Origin of the sequence: Brenneria nigrifluens DSM 30175 = ATCC 13028, from assembly GCF_005484965.1 — a bacterium.
GTDB lineage: Bacteria > Pseudomonadota > Gammaproteobacteria > Enterobacterales > Enterobacteriaceae > Brenneria > Brenneria nigrifluens.
In genome coordinates this window covers 992,775-1,010,145 of the sequence record NZ_CP034036.1, presented here as the reverse complement: position 1 = coordinate 1,010,145, position 17,371 = coordinate 992,775, and the positions used below count along the sequence as shown (strand labels likewise).

The window sequence follows — 17,371 nt, the reverse complement described above, 5'->3', positions numbered from 1 at the left end:
ACCATCGACGATTAGATCGATATGATAAAACCTGCGCGACTAACAGAGGAAATAACTATGACCAAGACAAAAATCTGGGCCGCCGCCCTGACCACCACGCTGCTGAGTGCGCCGCTTTTCGCCGCCGATACCGAACTGCCCGGCAAAGGTATTCAGGTGATACCGGTGCAGAGCACCATTTCCGAAGAAACCTTCCAGACGCTGCTGGTCAACAAAGCGCTGGAGAAACTGGGTTACGACGTACAGCCGACCCGTGAAGTGGATTATAACGTGGCTTACGCCTCCGTCGCGGCGGGCGACGCGACCTTTATCGCCGTCAACTGGGATCCGCTGCAGGCGGACCAATATCAGGCCGCGGGCGGTGACGCCAAATTCTATCGCCAGGGCGTTTACATTTCCGGCGCGGCTCAGGGTTATCTGATCGATAAAAAGACCGCCGATCAATACAAGATCACCAACGTCGCCCAGTTGAAAGATCCCCAAATAGCAAAACTGTTTGATACCAACGGCGACGGTAAAGCCGATCTGACCGGCTGCAACCCGGGCTGGGGATGTGAGGCGATGATTAACCACCATCTGCAGGCCTATGACCTGAGCAAGACGGTCGATCACAATCAGGGGAATTACGCCGCCATGATCGCCGATACCATCACGCGCTATAAAGAAGGCAACCCCATTCTTTATTATACCTGGACGCCGTATTGGGTCAGCGATGTGCTGGTTCCCGGCCGTGACGTGGTATGGCTGCAGGTGCCCTTCTCATCCCAGCCGGGCACACAGCAAGGCATCAGCACCAAGTTACCCAACGGTGCCGACTACGGCTTCCCGGTCAATAACCAGCGAATTGCCGCTAACAAAGCCTGGGCGGAGAAAAATCCCGCCGCGGCCAAGCTGTTTTCCATCATGAAGCTGCCGCTGGCCGATATTAATGCGCAAAACCTGCGTATGCATAACGGTGAAGGCTCTCAGCAGGATATCGAACGCCACGCCGACGGCTGGATCAGGGCTCACCAGCAGTTGTTTGACGGTTGGGTGAAAACCGCGGCCGAGGCGGCTAAATAAGCGTTACGCGCCGACCTTCGTGCGCTGCCCCTCCCATTCGCTGTGTGTTTAAACCCGGGAGGCCGGGAGGGGATCATTAATGGCAAAAGTACCGAACTTATCATCAGTCCGAAGGCGGCTTAGACCGCCTTTCTTTTTCCCTCCGCCAGTTGAACCGCGCCGGCGCCCCATCGGCCAACGTAGACAAAGCGTGATATTTTAACGCCGCTTTGGTAGTGTTATCAGCCCGTTGTCATACCGACCATCAACGCCTGAGCGCACAGTGAATACACCAGACCAGCAGAAGCTTTCCGATTTATCCCCACGCGCCGCCGCCTCATTCGGCGAAGGGGTGTTCGACAGCCTGCCCATTGTCGTGGGCTATCTGCCGGTGGCCTTCGCTTTTGGCATGAATGCCGTCAAGCTGGGTTTCACACCGCTGGAGGGGATTTTTCTTTCCTGCATTATTTATGCCGGCGCCAGCCAGTTCGTGATCACCGCACTGCTCAGCGCCGGCATGTCTATATGGGTCGCCGCCTTGACGGTGATGGCGATGGATGTCCGTCACGTACTCTACGGACCGGCATTGCGCCACCGTATTTTGCAGCGGCTTCCCACCGGTAAAACGGCGCTATGGGCTTTCGGTCTGACGGACGAAGTCTTTGCCGCCGCCATCGCCCGGCTGGCGCGCAATAACCGCCGCTGGTCGGAAAACTGGATGCTGGGCGTCGCGCTTTGCGCATGGCTGTCATGGGCCATAGGCACCGTTATCGGCGCCCTGTTCGGCAACGGTCCGCTGAACGATTACCCGGCGGTGGAAGCCGCGCTCTCTTTTATGCTGCCGGCCCTTTTTCTCAGTTTCCTGCTGGCGTCATTCAAACGCAGACAAAGCCTGGTGGTTATCGGCGCCTTAGGGGGCGCGCTGCTCGGTCTGCTGCTTTCATCCATTCCGGCGGCTATTCTGATAGGCATCGGCGGGGGGGGTGTGGCTGCGCTTTTGCAACCCGCCTCAGCCACGCGGGAGCATTTATGAGTACGCAAATTATTCTTATCGGGCTGCTTGTCGGCCTGATTAATTACCTATTCCGTTATCTGCCGCTGTGTCTGGACTCTTCCCGCGCCTGCGGCTCTTTGCAGCGCGGTAGGACCGCCCTGCTGCTCGACAGCATCGGCATCGCCTCGATTTGCGCCCTGCTGATCGTCTCCAGCGTACCGGATATCCTCAGACACGGCGAAAAGCTGCTGCCTACGCTGGTCGGATTCGCCACGCTGACGGTTGGCTTTTATAAAAGCCGAAGTATCGTATTTTCTACCCTGCTTGGCGCATTTTGTTACGGAGTCGCAATCAAATTATTCTGATTCCCCCACGTATGGTTATTCTCTAACATCATGATATTAGCCTTTATGGCAGCGAGTCTTTTTGTGACCCGCCATCCCTGTCGGACCATCGCCGGCTCGGCGCTTACCTTCTGTCACAGAATAAGTGAGCTTGTCTACCCTAATATGTTTACCCAAGTAGTAACTTTCGTTACTATACTGGCCGTGATTAATGAGGTTAATACCAAAATGGACAGTTCGTTTACGCCAATAGAAAAAATGCTCAGCCTGCGTGCTTCACGTAAACCCGACTTCCCGTATCAGGAGGTTTTGCTGTTGCGTTTATGCATGCATATGCAGAGCAAAATACTGGAACACAGAAATAGAATGCTTAAAGAACAAAATATTAATGAAACCTTGTTCATGGCATTAATCACTCTGGAATCACAGGAGTCTTACAGTATCCAACCTTCGGAACTCAGCGCCGCGCTGGGGTCGTCACGCACCAACGCCACCCGCATTGCCGACGATCTGGAAAAAAGAGGCTGGATAGAAAGACGTGAAAGCAATAGCGACCGGCGTTGCCTGCATTTGCATATGACCGAAGAGGGCAAGAACTTCCTGGATCAACTGCTTCCTCCGCAGCATAAAAGCCTGCATTTCCTCTGGTCCACGCTCAGCGTCGATGAGCAAAAACAGCTTGAAACGTTAATGCGCAAACTGCTGACCCGTCTGGATGAAATGGACGCCAGAGAAGATGTTTAATCAATTGATTTTAAAATAAAAAAATCACATTACCTTCACTATGCCTGAAATATCCCAATGCTTATTGCATCGGGCCGATAATGTTTGTCACCAGAAATGCCCGTTTATTTTGCAGGCCAGGCAAAAAAGAGAAATAAGAAGAGAGAACACCATGAGTGAAAATGTGGAAAATCAGGCGCCGCAGCCAGCCCGGAAAAACAAGAAAAGGCAGCGCAAACGGATCCTGACGCTGCTGACCTTTATTTTTATCGTTCTGGGCTGCATCTGGTTTATTTACTGGTTCCTGATTCTCAGACATCACCAGAGCACCGATGATGCCTACGTCGCAGGCAATCAGATTCAGGTTATGGCGCAGGTGACCGGCAGCGTTACCCGTGTGAATGTCGATAATACCGACTTTGTTAAACAGGGCGATGTTCTGGTGGAATTGGATCCGACGGATGCCCAGCAGGCTTTTGCCCGAGCCAGGACGGCGCTGGCCAACAGCGTGCGTCAAACGCATCAGTTAATCATTAACAGCAAACAGTATCAGGCGAATATTGAGCTGCGCCAGACCGAGCTGAATAAAGCGCTGAGTGATTTAAAGCGCCGTGAAACCCTGGGCGATGTGAACGCCATCGGCCGTGAAGAAGTCCAGCACGCCCAGGATGCCGTAGCCGGCGCCAGAGCCTCGCTGGAAGTGGCGAAACAGCAATATCAGGCTAATCAGGCCATGATCCTGGATACCCCATTGTCGCAGCAGCCGTCGGTGCAACAAGCGGCGGCGGAAATGCGCGACGCCTGGCTGGCCTTGCAGCGGACAAAAATCGTCAGTCCGGTCAACGGCTACGTTTCGCGCCGCAGCGTTCAGGTCGGCGCCAGGATCGCCACCACCTCCGCGCTGATGGCCGTGGTGCCCGCCGATCATCTGTGGGTTGACGCCAACTTTAAAGAGACGCAGTTAGCCAATATGCGCATTGGTCAACCCGCCACCGTTATCGCGGATATCTACGGCGACGATGTGGTTTATCAGGGCAAAGTGGTGGGGCTGGATATGGGAACCGGCAGCGCCTTTTCCCTGCTTCCGGCGCAGAACGCCACCGGCAACTGGATAAAAGTCGTACAGCGGCTGCCGGTTCGCATCGAGCTGGACCCGCGGCAAATCGCCGAGCATCCGTTGCGCATCGGCCTGTCGGCGCTGGTTAACGTCGATACCGCCGATACCGAGGGTAAAGCGCTGGCGGAAACCCCGCGCGGCGCCCCGGCTTATCAAAGCGATGCGCTGGCGCTGGATCTCGCGCCGGTCGATAAAATGATTAGCGACATCATTCAGGCTAATGCCGGTTAATCTGTCAGGAGAGAAGCGTGCAGAGAAAACCGCTTAAAGGCGCCAGCCTGGCCTGGATGACCGTTGCCCTGTCATTGGCAACGTTTATGCAGGTGCTGGACTCCACCATCGCCAACGTCGCCATTCCGACCATCGCCGGTAATCTGGGCGCCTCCAACTCGCAGGGCACCTGGGTCATCACCTCGTTCGGGGTCGCCAACGCCATCTCCATTCCCATCACCGGCTGGCTGGCCAAACGCTTTGGGGAAGTTCGCCTATTCCTGCTGTCTACCGCGCTGTTTGCTTTCACCTCCTGGCTGTGCGGCATGTCCACCAGTCTGGAGATGCTGATTTTTGCCCGCGTGCTGCAGGGGATCGTCGCCGGACCGCTGATCCCGCTGTCACAGAGCCTGCTGCTGAACAACTACCCTCCAGCCAAGCGCAGCATCGCGCTGGCGCTTTGGTCGATGACCGTGGTGGTCGCCCCGATTTGCGGGCCGATTCTGGGGGGATGGATTAGCGATAACTACCACTGGGGCTGGATATTTTTTATCAACGTCCCGCTGGGAATGGCGGTGGTGGTCATCACCCTGCAGACGCTGCGCGGGCGGGAAACCAAGACGGAAATCAAACCCATCGACACCATTGGCCTGGCATTGCTGATCGTCGGCATCGGCAGCCTCCAGATGATGCTTGACCGGGGCAAGGAGCTGGACTGGTTCAACTCCAGCGAGATCGTCGTCCTTACCGTGGTGGCCGTCATCGCGCTGGCGTTTTTAATCGTCTGGGAATTGACCGACGACCACCCGGTGGTGGATTTGTCGCTGTTTAAATCCCGCAATTTCACCATTGGCTGTTTATGTATCAGCCTGGCCTACATGTTCTATTTCGGCGCCATCGTTCTGCTGCCGCAATTATTGCAGGAGGTATACGGCTACACCGCAACCTGGGCGGGACTGGCTTCCGCGCCCGTCGGCCTGATGCCGGTGATATTGTCGCCGATTATCGGTCGCTTCGCGCCGCGTCTGGATATGCGCCAACTGGTCACCTTCAGCTTTATTATGTATGCCGTCTGTTTTTACTGGCGCGCTTACACCTTTGAGCCGGGAATGGACTTCGGCGCCTCCGCGTGGCCGCAGTTCGTGCAGGGTTTTGCCGTGGCCTGTTTCTTTATGCCGCTGACCACCATCACGCTCTCGGGCCTGCCGCCGGAGCGTATGGCGGCGGCGTCCAGCCTGTCCAATTTTACCCGCACATTGGCCGGCTCTATCGGCACGTCCATCACCACAACGCTGTGGACGCAGCGGGAATCATTACACCACGCCCACCTGACGGAGTCGGTGACGCCCTATAATCCGCTGGCGCAGGAAACCTATCAGCAGCTACAGGCGATGGGAATGAGCCAGTCACAGGCGTCGGCGTATATTGCGCAGGAGATTACCGCGCAGGGGCTGATTATTTCCGCCAATGAGATTTTCTGGGCGGCGGCGGGGGTATTCCTGCTGCTGCTGGTGCTGGTGTGGTTTGCCCGCCCGCCGTTTACCTCGGGAGGCGGCGGCGGCGCGCACTAAGCGGAAAAAAGAAAAGGTGGCGCGGCCACCTTTTTGAGGTCGCTGACAAAGTCGCTTGTGAGCCTGAGATACCCTGGCCTACCGTACCGAGGGGCCATGATGGGACACATCCTTGTGTCCCACCCTGCGGGCCAGCATAAATGCTGTTCAAATTTGCTCCCGGCAAATTTGTCGGCGGCTTACGCCGCTACGGCCCCTCGCCACGCTCTCCCTAATAACGGACTTTATCAACGGCTTGAGGTGGCGCGGCCACCTTTTTGTTTATGCGGATCAGGCCTTATTCTGCCGCCACCATTCAGACAGCAGAATCCCCGTCGCCACTGAAATATTCAGGCTTTCAACCCGGCCGGTGCCGTCGATGGAGATCTTGACGTCGCCCTGTTGCCAGGCGCTGTCCGACAGGCCGTCGCCCTCCTGCCCCAGAACAATCACGGTCTTGGCCGGGAAGGCGGTTTTCGATAGTGGCGTCCCTTTGTGACTGGAGGTGGTCACGATGGTATAGCCGGCGTTACGGAACTCGGCCAGCACGGAAAGGAAATCATCGGCGTTGATGGCTTTAACATGCTCGGCCCCGCCTTCCGCCGTACGCACCGCCGCCCCGGACTCCAGCGCCGCCGCATCCTGCACCACTACGCCGTTTACGCCGAAGTGCGCGCAGCTGCGCATAATGCCGCCGAGATTGTGCGGATTGCCAATCTCTTCCAATGCCAGTACGCAATCGCGCTCCCCGGCCGTTTGCAGGTATTCGCGCACATCCAATCCCTGACGCTTTTTAATCAGGAAACAGACGCCGCCGTGATGCTCCGTGCCCGAGGCTTTGATCAGCTCGTCATCTTCCACCACGTGGTAGGCCTTGCGGTTAGCCGCCATCCAGCGCAGCGCTTCGCGAAAACGCGGCGTAACCTCCTGCAAAAACCAGGCGCGGACAATCGCCTCCGGACGGCTTTTAAACAGCGCGTGACAGGCATTTTCCCCGTAAACCCGCGTTTCTTCCTGACGCTGACGGCGAATCTGCGCCGGGTCTATCTGGCTTTTACCGCTGATACCGCCGTGATCCGGCTCATCGCCTTCGCCCGGTGCGCGGGAAACCGTTTTCCATGGCGAATCATAAGCGCCGCTTTCATCGCCGCGCGGGCGGCGCGGCCGCTCGCCGCCGCGATCGTTACGGTTTCCCCAAGGGCTTTTTTCACGCCCGTCGCTTTCACGGGGGGGATTCTCACGGGCATGACGCGGATTCTTGTCGCGCGGGTTCTGCGGCTTATCGCGATTATTCCGCGCGCCGACGCCTTCACGCTGGCCGCGCCCGCTCTCACTGCGACGATCTTTATCAGCCGGACGCTTGTTTTTATTCTCTTTTTCGCCCTCATCATCGCTGCGGACGTACATCACGCGGACTTTGCCGCTTTTACTATTAAATGAATCGCTCATCGTTCTCTCCACCAACGCGCTGGGCGCGAAGATTACCTTATGTACACTCGCTTAGCTACCGGCTTGTGGAAAAAGCCAAAAACTATCATAGCTATTGAGCAAACCACGTTGTTGACTACCCACCTGGCCGCGATAATAAATCAACCATCAAGTAACACATTATTTAACCAACACTCATTTTTTAACACGTTGTTGACATCAGATTGCCTGCCCGCAACCGTTTTCATCAACGGCACACTTTTAGCACTTTTTTATCTGAGGCCTCTTATGAATACGGTATGCGCATCTTGCCACACCACCAATCGTTTACCCGAAGAACGCACCAACGACCACGCCAAATGCGACCGCTGCGGCGACCCTTTGTTTACCGGCGAGGTTATCAATGCCACCGAAGAAACACTGGATAAACTGCTGCAGGACGATCTACCCGTTGTCGTCGACTTCTGGGCGCCGTGGTGCGGCCCCTGCGTCAACTTTGCGCCGATATTCGCCAGTGTCGCACAGGAACGCGGTGAAAAAATACGCTTTGTTAAGGTTAATACCGAATCAGAACCCGCGCTGAGCGACCGTTTCCGTATTCGAACCATTCCCACGCTGATGCTGTTTAAACAAGGAAAGCTGCTCGATATGCTCAATGGCGCGCTGCCCAAAGCGCCTTTCGAAAGCTGGCTGGATGAGTCGCTGTAACCCCGAAGCCCGGGGTGTTCTGCCCCCGGGTCTTTTGGTCAGGCCGGATATCGATTAGAATGGCGTCTTTCCGAGCCCGTGCTTATCCATATTCCCGACAACCGCAGTTGGCACGGGTCCCTGGCTGAATTTTATGATCCCAAGACCCCATGATTAACAACGCCGTTCTTCGCCTGCGTCAGCAGCGTCTTGAGCAATCCACCAAACCGTTCCGCGCCCGCGGCTGCCGTGTGGTGCGCTGTCAGCGCTGTCTGTTGCCGCGTAAAAGATGCCTGTGCGATACCATTCAGCCACAGGATGCCCGCAGCCGTTTCTGTCTGGTCATGTTTGATACCGAGCCGCTGAAGCCGAGCAATACCGGGCGGTTGATCGCCGACATCCTGCCGGACACGCAGGCTTTTCTCTGGTCCCGCACCACCCCCGACCCGCAGTTGCTGGCCGCGGTGAAAAACCCGGCGTATCAGCCCTATCTGGTCTTTCTGACCGATGGCGCGGAGGCAGGGCGCGAAATATTTCCACAACTCCTTGCGCAGGGAAAACCACCGCTGTTTGTCCTGCTTGACGGCACTTGGCCGGAAGCGCGGAAAATGTTCCGCAAGAGCCCTTATCTCGACGGATTGCCCATTCTGTCGCTGACCGTCGAGGCGCTTTCCCGCTATCAGCTGCGGGAAGCCAGTAACGCCGGGCAACATTGCACCGCTGAAATCGCCATCGCCCTGCTCGGGCAGGCCGGAGATCACCTCGCGGCGGAGGCGCTATCGGCCCACTTCGATTGCTTCCGCAGGCGCTATCTGGCCGGCAAGTCACACCATAGCGTACGGGAAATTCCACCCGCCATCACAGCACGATCGGCGAAAAGCGTTTAGTATCAAATAGTCTTCTGTTAAAAGGGTGACTTATGAGCCAGCGCGGATTGGAAGCACTATTACGTCCCAAGTCGATAGCCGTTCTGGGCGCCTCGGAAAAAGCGGGTCGGGCGGGCTTTCTGATGATGCGTAACCTGCTGGATGGCAATTTCAGCGGACCGGTGCTTCCCGTCACCCCGCAGTACCGGGCCGTCTGCGGCGTTCTGGCCTATCCGAACGTCGCCAGCCTGCCGATGACGCCCGATCTTGCCGTTATCTGCACCAACGCCGAGCGCAATCTGCCGCTGCTGGAAGCGCTCGGACAGCGCGGCTGTAAAACCGTTATCGTCCTGTCCGCGCCCCCCGCTCAATTCAGCGAGTTAAAAGCCTGCGCCATGCGCTATAACATGCGTTTATTAGGTCCGAACAGTCTGGGTTTACTCGCGCCCTGGCAGGGACTTAACGCCAGTTTTTCTCCCGTGCCCATTATGAAAGGCAAGCTGGCGTTTATTTCGCAATCCGCCGCGGTATCCAACACCATCCTGGACTGGGCTCAGCAGCGGGGTATCGGCTTCTCCTACTTTATCGCCCTGGGCGACAGCCTGGACATCGACGTTGACGATCTGCTGGATTTTCTGGCCCGTGACGGCAAGACCAGCGCCATTCTGTTGCATCTCGAACACATCGGCGACGCCCGCCGTTTTCTTTCCGCCGCCCGCAGCGCCTCAAGAAACAAACCCATTCTGGTGATAAAAAGCGGCCGCAGCCAGCAGGCGCAGCGCTTGCTCAGCGGCCAGCATCAAGGATTGGACGCCGCCTACGACGCCGCCATCCAGCGCGCGGGGCTCTTGCGGGTGCATGACACCCACGAACTGTTTTCGGCGGTGGAAACCCTCAGCCATCTGCGTCCGCTGCGCGGCGAGCGTTTGCTGCTGGTCAGCAACGGCGCGTCTCCGGCGGCGCTGGCCCTCGATCAACTGCTGGGCAGACAGGGCAAACTGGCGGAGCTCAGCGAAACCACCCGCCAAGCGCTGCGGGATAAATTACCGCCGCACGTCGCCATCGGCAACCCGCTCAATCTGCGTGAGGACGCCACCGCCGCATGCTATCTGGCCGCGGTTTCCGTTCTGCTGGATAGCCACGACGTCGACGCGCTGCTTATCATTTACGCGCCCAGCGCCGCCGCGCCTGGAACCGCAAGCGCCGCGCAGCTGATCACGCTTTTTCAGCAACACCCGCGCGGCAAACGCATTACGCTTTTGACCAACTGGTGCGGCGAATTCTCGTCACAGGAAGCGCGGCGTTTATTCAATGAAGCGGGCATTCCCACCTACCGCACGCCGGAAGGGGCGGTAACGGCATTTATGCACATCGTCGAATACCGGCGCAACCAGAAACAGCTGATGGAAACCCCGGCGCTGCCGCAGGATTTGACCGCCAACGCCAGCCAGGCGCACAAGCTTATTCACCAGGCGCTGGCGGACGGCGTTACCCAACTGGATACCCATGAAGTCCAGCCAATTCTGCAGGCTTATGGCTTGAACACCCTGCCGACCTGGATTGCCAACGACAGCACCGAGGCGGTCTACATCGCCGAGCAAATTGGCTATCCGGTCGCCATTAAGCTGCGATCGCCGGATATTCCGCATAAATCCGAAGTTCAGGGCGTCATGCTTTACCTGCGAACAGCCAGAGAAGTGCAGCAGGCCACGGATGCGGTTCTCGATCGGGTAAAACAGACCTATCCCCAGGCGCGTATTCACGGCGTGCTGGTTCAGGGCATGGCAAACCGCGCCGGCGCCCAGGAGCTGCGCATCGCCGTCGAGCAAGATCCGGTGTTTGGGCCGTTGATCATGCTGGGGGAAGGCGGCGTTGAATGGCGGGAGAAACAGGCCGCCGTGGCGCTGCCGCCGTTGAATATGACGCTGGCCCGCTATCTGGTGTTACAGGCGGTTAAAGGAGGGAAAATCCGCGGCCGCAGCGCGCTGCATCCTTTGGATATTCCGGCGCTCAGCCGGTTGCTGGTACAGGTTTCCAACCTGATCCTCGATTGCCCGGAAATATCCCGGCTGGATATCCATCCCCTACTGGCTTCCGCCGATGAGTTCACCTTGCTGGATGTCACGCTGCAACTGGCGCCGTTTAGCGGCGATCCGCAATCAAGGCTGGCCATCCGGCCTTATCCGCAGGAGTTGGAAGAAACCGTTGTGCTCAAAAATCACTCGACCTGTCTGTTCCGTCCGATTCTGCCCGAAGATGAGCCCTTACTCAGCAAGTTCATCGCCAAGGTCACCAAGGAAGATCTCTATTATCGTTATTTCAGCGAAATTAATGAATTTAATCACGAAGACTTAGCCAATATGACCCAGATTGACTACGATCGGGAGATGGCTTTCGTCGCCATACGCCGGTCGGAAGACGGCGAGGAGATTATTGGCGTCACTCGCGCTATTTCCGATCCGGATAATATCAGCGCCGAATTCGCCGTTTTGGTGCGTTCCGATTTAAAAGGATTAGGCCTGGGCAGACTACTGTTGGAAAAGCTGATCGGCTATGCAAGATTACATGGGCTGGGACGGCTGAACGGCTTCACCATGCCGCATAATCAGGGAATGATTACCCTGGCCAGGAATCTGGGCTTTAAGGTCGACATCCAGTTGGAAGAAGGTATTGTCACGCTGGAATTCCCGTTGAAAGATTAATCGCCATACGTGATATAGCTCCCGCATCAAGAGACGATCTGGCTATCAATGGCAAAACTTGCTCACAACGGCAGGAAAGTAATGGTATTATCGCCCGATTCGGCTATTCCTTAACTTTTGATGGTGACCTACGGGTCATACACTGATGAGAGAAGAAACGCACTGTGATGTTGTCAAAATTTAAACGCAATAAATACCAACAACACCTTGCACAACTGCCCAAAATCCCTCAGACAGGTGATGACGTTCAGACACTTCATACCCCTGAACTCTTCCGTACCACGCTGGTAAATGCCATTCTGAATGCCACAAAACGTATTTATCTGGTGGCGTTATATCTGGAGCATGACGACGCCGGCAAGGGGATTTTGTCTGCGTTATATGAAACTAAACGACAGCGTCCCGAACTTGATATCCGCATATTGGTAGATTGGCATCGCGCACAGCGTGGACGAATCGGCGCGACGGCGGAAAATACCAACGCCGATTGGTATTGCGATATGGCGCAACAACACGCCGACACACAATTTCCCATCTACGGCGTCCCGGTCAACACGCGCGAGGCCCTGGGTGTTCTGCATCTGAAAGGCTTCATCATTGACGATACCGTGATATACAGCGGGGCAAGCCTGAACGATGTTTATCTGCATCAACACGATAAATACCGCTACGACCGCTATCAGATCATTCATAACCCGATATTGGCCGATACCATGGTCCAATATATTCAAAATCTATTGTCCGCTCCGGCGATACATCGGTTGGACCATTGCGATCGGCCGAAAAGCCTGGAAATCAAAAATGAAACCCGGCAATTGCGCCAGGCATTACGTACGGCGACCTATCGTATACCCGACTGCGGCGATGTTAACCACCAACTGAGCGTTACGCCGCTGGTGGGATTGGGCAAACAGAGCCCGCTGAATAAAACCATCCACCACTTGATGTATTGCACGGATAATCATCTGGTGATGTGCACGCCCTATTTTAACCTGCCCGCCCTGCTGGTCAGGAACATCATTCGGTTATTACGGGAAGGGAAGAAAATTGAAATCATTATCGGCGATAAAACCGCGAATGATTTTTATATACCGGAAGACCAGCCGTTTAAAATCATCGGCGCCTTACCTTATCTTTATGAAATCAACCTGCGGCGGTTTCTGAGCCGGTTGCAGCGTTATATTGATAACCAGCAGTTGGTCGTCCGCTTATGGAAAGACGGCGACAACAGTTTCCATCTGAAAGGTATGTGGATTGATGATAAATGGCAGCTACTGACCGGAAACAATCTTAATCCCCGCGCCTGGCGCCTGGATCTGGAAAACGCCATCCTCATTCATGACCCTGAACAGGTCTTGCTGGCGCAGCGCCTGCGGGAACTGGAGTGCATCAGGGTTCATACTCACGTGATAGCCAACTATATGGAACTGGAGAGCATCGCTCAATATCCGGTAAAAGTAAGAAAGCTTATCCGCCGCTTACGCCGTATCCGCATAGATCGCCTTATCAGCCGTATTCTCTAATCCTGCCGGCCACTGCATACAGCCTATCTAAAGCACAAGGCCCAGTCTTGCGACTGGGTTTTTCGTTCTATTTGAGTCTGGCAGTTTACGGCCCACGTCCCTGTGGGCCGCCCTTCGGGCCGGTGCTATGCACCGACAAACAACAGATAAAGCAAAAAGCCCCATGCTTTCGCATGAGGCTTTCTACTTTATTTGATACCTGGCAGTTCCCTACTCTCACATGGGGAGACCCCACACTACCATCGGCGCTACGGCGTTTCACTGCTGAGTTCGGCATGGGGTCAGGTGGGACCACCGCGCTATCGCCGCCAGGTAAATTCTTTTTAAACCGAAACATTAACCCATAAATCTGGTGCTGATACCCAGAGTCGAACTGGGGACCTCACCCTTACCAAGGGTGCGCTCTACCAACTGAGCCATATCAGCGCACCGAGTTATTTGATGCTTTCACCAGCATTTCGCCGGCTTACTGCTTTATTTGATGCCTGGCAGTTTATGAATCATTTCATGATCCACCCTGCGGGCCGTTGCTGCGCAACGTTTAAAAGCCTTCGGCCTTTTTCCTACTCTCTATCGAGTAGCGAACTGCCCGCAGGATTTCACTGCTACTTCTAATTTGATGCCTGGCAGTTCCCTACTCTCACATGGGGAGACCCCACACTACCATCGGCGCTACGGCGTTTCACTGCTGAGTTCGGCATGGGGTCAGGTGGGACCACCGCGCTATCGCCGCCAGGCAAATTTCTCGTCTCTTCCTGAGACTCGCCCTTCGGGCCGTCGCTACGCGACGTACAAAATCGTTCCCGACGATTTTGTCTGTTCCCTTTTCAGGCCAGCGCTCCGCGCTGTTTGATGTCCGCGTTATACGCAAACATTTTAATCTTCAATCCGTCAACAAGCTGATTATTGTGAGTCACTCTCAAAACACCTTCGGTGTTGTAAGGTTAAGCCTCTCGGGTCATTAGTACCGGTCAGCTCAACGCATCGCTGCGCTTACACACCCGGCCTATCTACGTCGTCGTCTTCAACGGCCCTTCAGGGGACTCGAAGTCCCAGGGAAGACTCATCTCGAGGCAAGTTTCCCGCTTAGATGCTTTCAGCGGTTATCTCTTCCGCACTTAGCTACCGGGCAATGCAATTGGCATCACAACCCGTACACCAGTGGTGCGTTCACTCCGGTCCTCTCGTACTAGGAGCAACCCCTCTCAATCTTCCAACGCCCACGGCAGATAGGGACCGAACTGTCTCACGACGTTCTAAACCCAGCTCGCGTACCACTTTAAATGGCGAACAGCCATACCCTTGGGACCTACTTCAGCCCCAGGATGTGATGAGCCGACATCGAGGTGCCAAACACCGCCGTCGATATGAACTCTTGGGCGGTATCAGCCTGTTATCCCCGGAGTACCTTTTATCCGTTGAGCGATGGCCCTTCCATTCAGAACCACCGGATCACTAAGACCTGCTTTCGCACCTGCTCGAGCCGTCACTCTCGCAGTCAAGCTAGCTTATGCCTTTGCACTAACCTCCTGATGTCCGACCAGGATTAGCTAACCTTCGTGCTCCTCCGTTACGCTTTGGGAGGAGACCGCCCCAGTCAAACTACCCACCAGACACTGTCCGCAACCCGGATTACGGGCCCACGTTAGAACATCAAACATCAAAGGGTGGTATTTCAAGGTCGGCTCCACGCAGACTGGCGTCCACGCTTCACAGCCTCCCACCTATCCTACACATCAAGGCTCAAGGTTCAGTGTCAAGCTATAGTAAAGGTTCACGGGGTCTTTCCGTCTTGCCGCGGGTACACTGCATCTTCACAGCGAGTTCAATTTCACTGAGTCTCGGGTGGAGACAGCCTGGCCATCATTACGCCATTCGTGCAGGTCGGAACTTACCCGACAAGGAATTTCGCTACCTTAGGACCGTTATAGTTACGGCCGCCGTTTACCGGGGCTTCGATCAAGAGCTTCGCCCTAAGGCTGACCCCATCAATTAACCTTCCGGCACCGGGCAGGCGTCACACCGTATACGTCCACTTTCGTGTTTGCACAGTGCTGTGTTTTTATTAAACAGTTGCAGCCAGCTGGTATCTGCGACTGGTCTCAGCTCCATCCGCAAGGGACTTCACCAAATCCAGCGTGCCTTCTCCCGAAGTTACGGCACCATTTTGCCTAGTTCCTTCACCCGAGTTCTCTCAAGCGCCTGAGTATTCTCTACCTGACCACCTGTGTCGGTTTGGGGTACGATTGACTGTTACCTGGTGCTTAGAGGCTTTTCCTGGAAGCGTAGCATCGGTTACTTCGTCACCGTAGTGACTCGTCGTCACGCCTCAGTGTTAACGGTGTTCCGGATTTTCCAAAAACACCCACCTTCACGCTTAAACCGGGACTACCGTCGCCCGGCCAACCTAGCTTTCTCCGTCCCCCCTTCGCAGTAACAACCAGTACGGGAATATTAACCCGTTTCCCATCGACTACGCCTTTCGGCCTCGCCTTAGGGGTCGACTCACCCTGCCCCGATTAACGTTGGACAGGAACCCTTGGTCTTCCGGCGTGCGGGTTTTTCACCCGCATTATCGTTACTTATGTCAGCATTCGCACTTCTGATACCTCCAGCAGCCCTCACAGGCCACCTTCTACGGCTTACAGAACGCTCCCCTACCCAACGAACGTATCCTTAAAACGCCTTGCCGTCTGTCAGCGCTCAGGCCAACTCAACGTTTTTGTGGCTTGAACGTGCCAGCTTCGCCGTCACGTTAAGCGTTTTAAGTGATACGTTCGCTGCCGCAGCTTCGGTGCATGGTTTAGCCCCGTTACATCTTCCGCGCAGGCCGACTCGACCAGTGAGCTATTACGCTTTCTTTAAATGATGGCTGCTTCTAAGCCAACATCCTGGCTGTCTGGGCCTTCCCACATCGTTTCCCACTTAACCATGACTTTGGGACCTTAGCTGGCGGTCTGGGTTGTTTCCCTCTTCACGACGGACGTTAGCACCCGCCGTGTGTCTCCCGTGATTACATTCTACGGTATTCGCAGTTTGCATCGAGTTGGTAAGTCGGGATGACCCCCTAGTCGAAACAGTGCTCTACCCCCGCAGATGAGTTCACGAGGCGCTACCTAAATAGCTTTCGGGGAGAACCAGCTATCTCCCGGTTTGATTGGCCTTTCACCCCCAGCCACAAGTCATCCGCTAATTTTTCAACATTAGTCGGTTCGGTCCTCCAGTTAGTGTTACCCAACCTTCAACCTGCCCATGGCTAGATCACCGGGTTTCGGGTCTATACCCTGCAACTTGACGCCCAGTTAAGACTCGGTTTCCCTGCGGCTCCCCTATTCGGTTAACCTTGCTACAGAATATAAGTCGCTGACCCATTATACAAAAGGTACGCAGTCACCCCACCCCAAAACACTCACGGCTTGTTTTGTGTGTTGCTCATCGCAAAAAACGCGATGACAACCGTCACCTCGACATCCGCATCGCCTCTCGGCCCGGAAGTGTTTTGGTGGTGGGGCTCCCACTGCTTGTACGTACACGGTTTCAGGTTCTGTTTCACTCCCCTCGCCGGGGTTCTTTTCGCCTTTCCCTCACGGTACTGGTTCACTATCGGTCAGTCAGGAGTATTTAGCCTTGGAGGATGGTCCCCCCATCTTCAGACAGGATATCTCGTGTCCCGCCCTACTCATCGAACTCACAGCATGTGCATCTTCGTGTACGGGACTATCACCCTTTGTTGCGCGACTTTCCAGACGCTTCCACTGACACACAAACTGATGATGGTTCTGGGCTCCTCCCCGTTCGCTCGCCGCTACTGGGGGAATCTCGGTTGATTTCTTTTCCTCGGGGTACTGAGATGTTTCAGTTCCCCCGGTTCGCCTTTCATGGCTATGTATTCACCATGAAATAGTGCAACGTATTGCACTGGGTTTCCCCATTCGGGTATCGTCGGGTGTAACGGTTCATATCACCTTGCCGACGCTTTTCGCAGATTAGCACGCCCTTCATCGCCTCTGACTGCCTAGGCATCCACCGTGTACGCTTAGTCGCTTAACCTCACAACCCGAAGGTGTCTCGGATTGCAATTTTTGAGAGACTCTGACACAACAAAATCATTACCCTCGCGGATAATGTTCAGCTGCGTCGTTTCAATTTTCAGCTTGTTCCGGATTGTTAAAGAGCAAAATACTTC

At 55.4% G+C, this 17,371-nt stretch carries 11 protein-coding genes, 1 tRNA gene and 3 rRNA genes; 10 read left to right on the top strand and 5 right to left on the bottom strand.

All coding sequences use genetic code 11. The annotated features are described in order from the left end of the window. Positions 1–57 precede the first annotated feature (57 nt). The 6 genes from proX to emrB all read left to right on the top strand — a co-directional run bounded on the left by proX (position 58) and on the right by emrB (position 6,000). Complete coding sequence (gene proX / locus EH206_RS04585) at positions 58–1,062, top strand: glycine betaine/L-proline ABC transporter substrate-binding protein ProX (RefSeq protein ID WP_009111645.1); 1,005 nt, start codon at positions 58–60, stop codon at positions 1,060–1,062. 262 nt (positions 1,063–1,324) lie between these two features. Then, positions 1,325–2,074 (top strand): AzlC family ABC transporter permease, encoded by a 750-nt coding sequence (locus EH206_RS04580; RefSeq protein ID WP_136163957.1) that lies wholly within the window; start codon positions 1,325–1,327, stop codon positions 2,072–2,074. Beyond that, positions 2,071–2,400, top strand: coding sequence for an L-valine transporter subunit YgaH (gene ygaH / locus EH206_RS04575; protein WP_009111643.1), 330 nt, complete (start codon positions 2,071–2,073; stop codon positions 2,398–2,400). Before EH206_RS04580 ends, ygaH begins: the two co-directional genes overlap by 4 nt. 207 nt (positions 2,401–2,607) lie before the next feature. Then, positions 2,608–3,123 carry a transcriptional repressor MprA gene (mprA, locus tag EH206_RS04570; protein WP_040343665.1) on the top strand — a complete coding sequence of 172 codons (516 nt, stop codon included), beginning with the start codon at positions 2,608–2,610 and terminating at the stop codon, positions 3,121–3,123. A gap of 151 nt (positions 3,124–3,274) precedes the next feature. Next, the gene (emrA, locus tag EH206_RS04565) at positions 3,275–4,450 is read left to right on the top strand and encodes a multidrug efflux MFS transporter periplasmic adaptor subunit EmrA (protein ID WP_009111641.1); all 1,176 of its coding nucleotides are present in this window, start codon (positions 3,275–3,277) and stop codon (positions 4,448–4,450) included. 17 nt (positions 4,451–4,467) lie between these two features. Beyond that, positions 4,468–6,000 (top strand): multidrug efflux MFS transporter permease subunit EmrB, encoded by a 1,533-nt coding sequence (gene emrB / locus EH206_RS04560; protein WP_009111640.1) that lies wholly within the window; start codon positions 4,468–4,470, stop codon positions 5,998–6,000. 270 nt (positions 6,001–6,270) lie between these two features. On the opposite strand, the gene EH206_RS04550 is transcribed toward emrB, so the two are convergent. After that, complete coding sequence (locus EH206_RS04550) at positions 6,271–7,428, bottom strand: tRNA/rRNA methyltransferase (protein WP_009111639.1); 1,158 nt, start codon at positions 7,426–7,428, stop codon at positions 6,271–6,273. 267 nt (positions 7,429–7,695) lie between these two features. On the opposite strand from EH206_RS04550, the gene trxC reads away from it, so the two are divergent. From trxC to pssA, 4 genes are all read left to right on the top strand, one after another. After that, on the top strand, positions 7,696–8,115 hold the full coding sequence (gene trxC / locus EH206_RS04545) for a thioredoxin TrxC (protein ID WP_009111638.1): 420 nt from the start codon (positions 7,696–7,698) through the stop codon (positions 8,113–8,115). Between the two features lie 149 nt (positions 8,116–8,264). Beyond that, positions 8,265–8,981, top strand: a complete 717-nt coding sequence (locus EH206_RS04540) for a tRNA-uridine aminocarboxypropyltransferase (RefSeq protein WP_009111637.1) — start codon at positions 8,265–8,267, stop codon at positions 8,979–8,981. 32 nt (positions 8,982–9,013) lie between these two features. Beyond that, positions 9,014–11,662 carry a bifunctional acetate--CoA ligase family protein/GNAT family N-acetyltransferase gene (locus tag EH206_RS04535; RefSeq protein WP_009111636.1) on the top strand — a complete coding sequence of 883 codons (2,649 nt, stop codon included), beginning with the start codon at positions 9,014–9,016 and terminating at the stop codon, positions 11,660–11,662. 167 nt (positions 11,663–11,829) lie between these two features. Further along, positions 11,830–13,185, top strand: coding sequence for a CDP-diacylglycerol--serine O-phosphatidyltransferase (pssA, locus tag EH206_RS04530; RefSeq protein ID WP_009111635.1), 1,356 nt, complete (start codon positions 11,830–11,832; stop codon positions 13,183–13,185). A gap of 197 nt (positions 13,186–13,382) precedes the next feature. Here pssA and rrf (EH206_RS04525) read toward each other — a convergent pair. The 4 genes from rrf (EH206_RS04525) to EH206_RS04510 all read right to left on the bottom strand — a co-directional run bounded on the left by rrf (EH206_RS04525) (position 13,383) and on the right by EH206_RS04510 (position 17,235). Further along, a 5S ribosomal RNA gene (gene rrf, locus EH206_RS04525) occupies positions 13,383–13,498 on the bottom strand. Between the two features lie 37 nt (positions 13,499–13,535). Continuing rightward, positions 13,536–13,611, bottom strand: a tRNA-Thr gene (locus EH206_RS04520). 195 nt (positions 13,612–13,806) lie between these two features. Beyond that, positions 13,807–13,922 (bottom strand): 5S ribosomal RNA (gene rrf / locus EH206_RS04515). 203 nt (positions 13,923–14,125) lie between these two features. Next, positions 14,126–17,235, bottom strand: a 23S ribosomal RNA gene (locus tag EH206_RS04510). Positions 17,236–17,371: the final 136 nt, after the last annotated feature.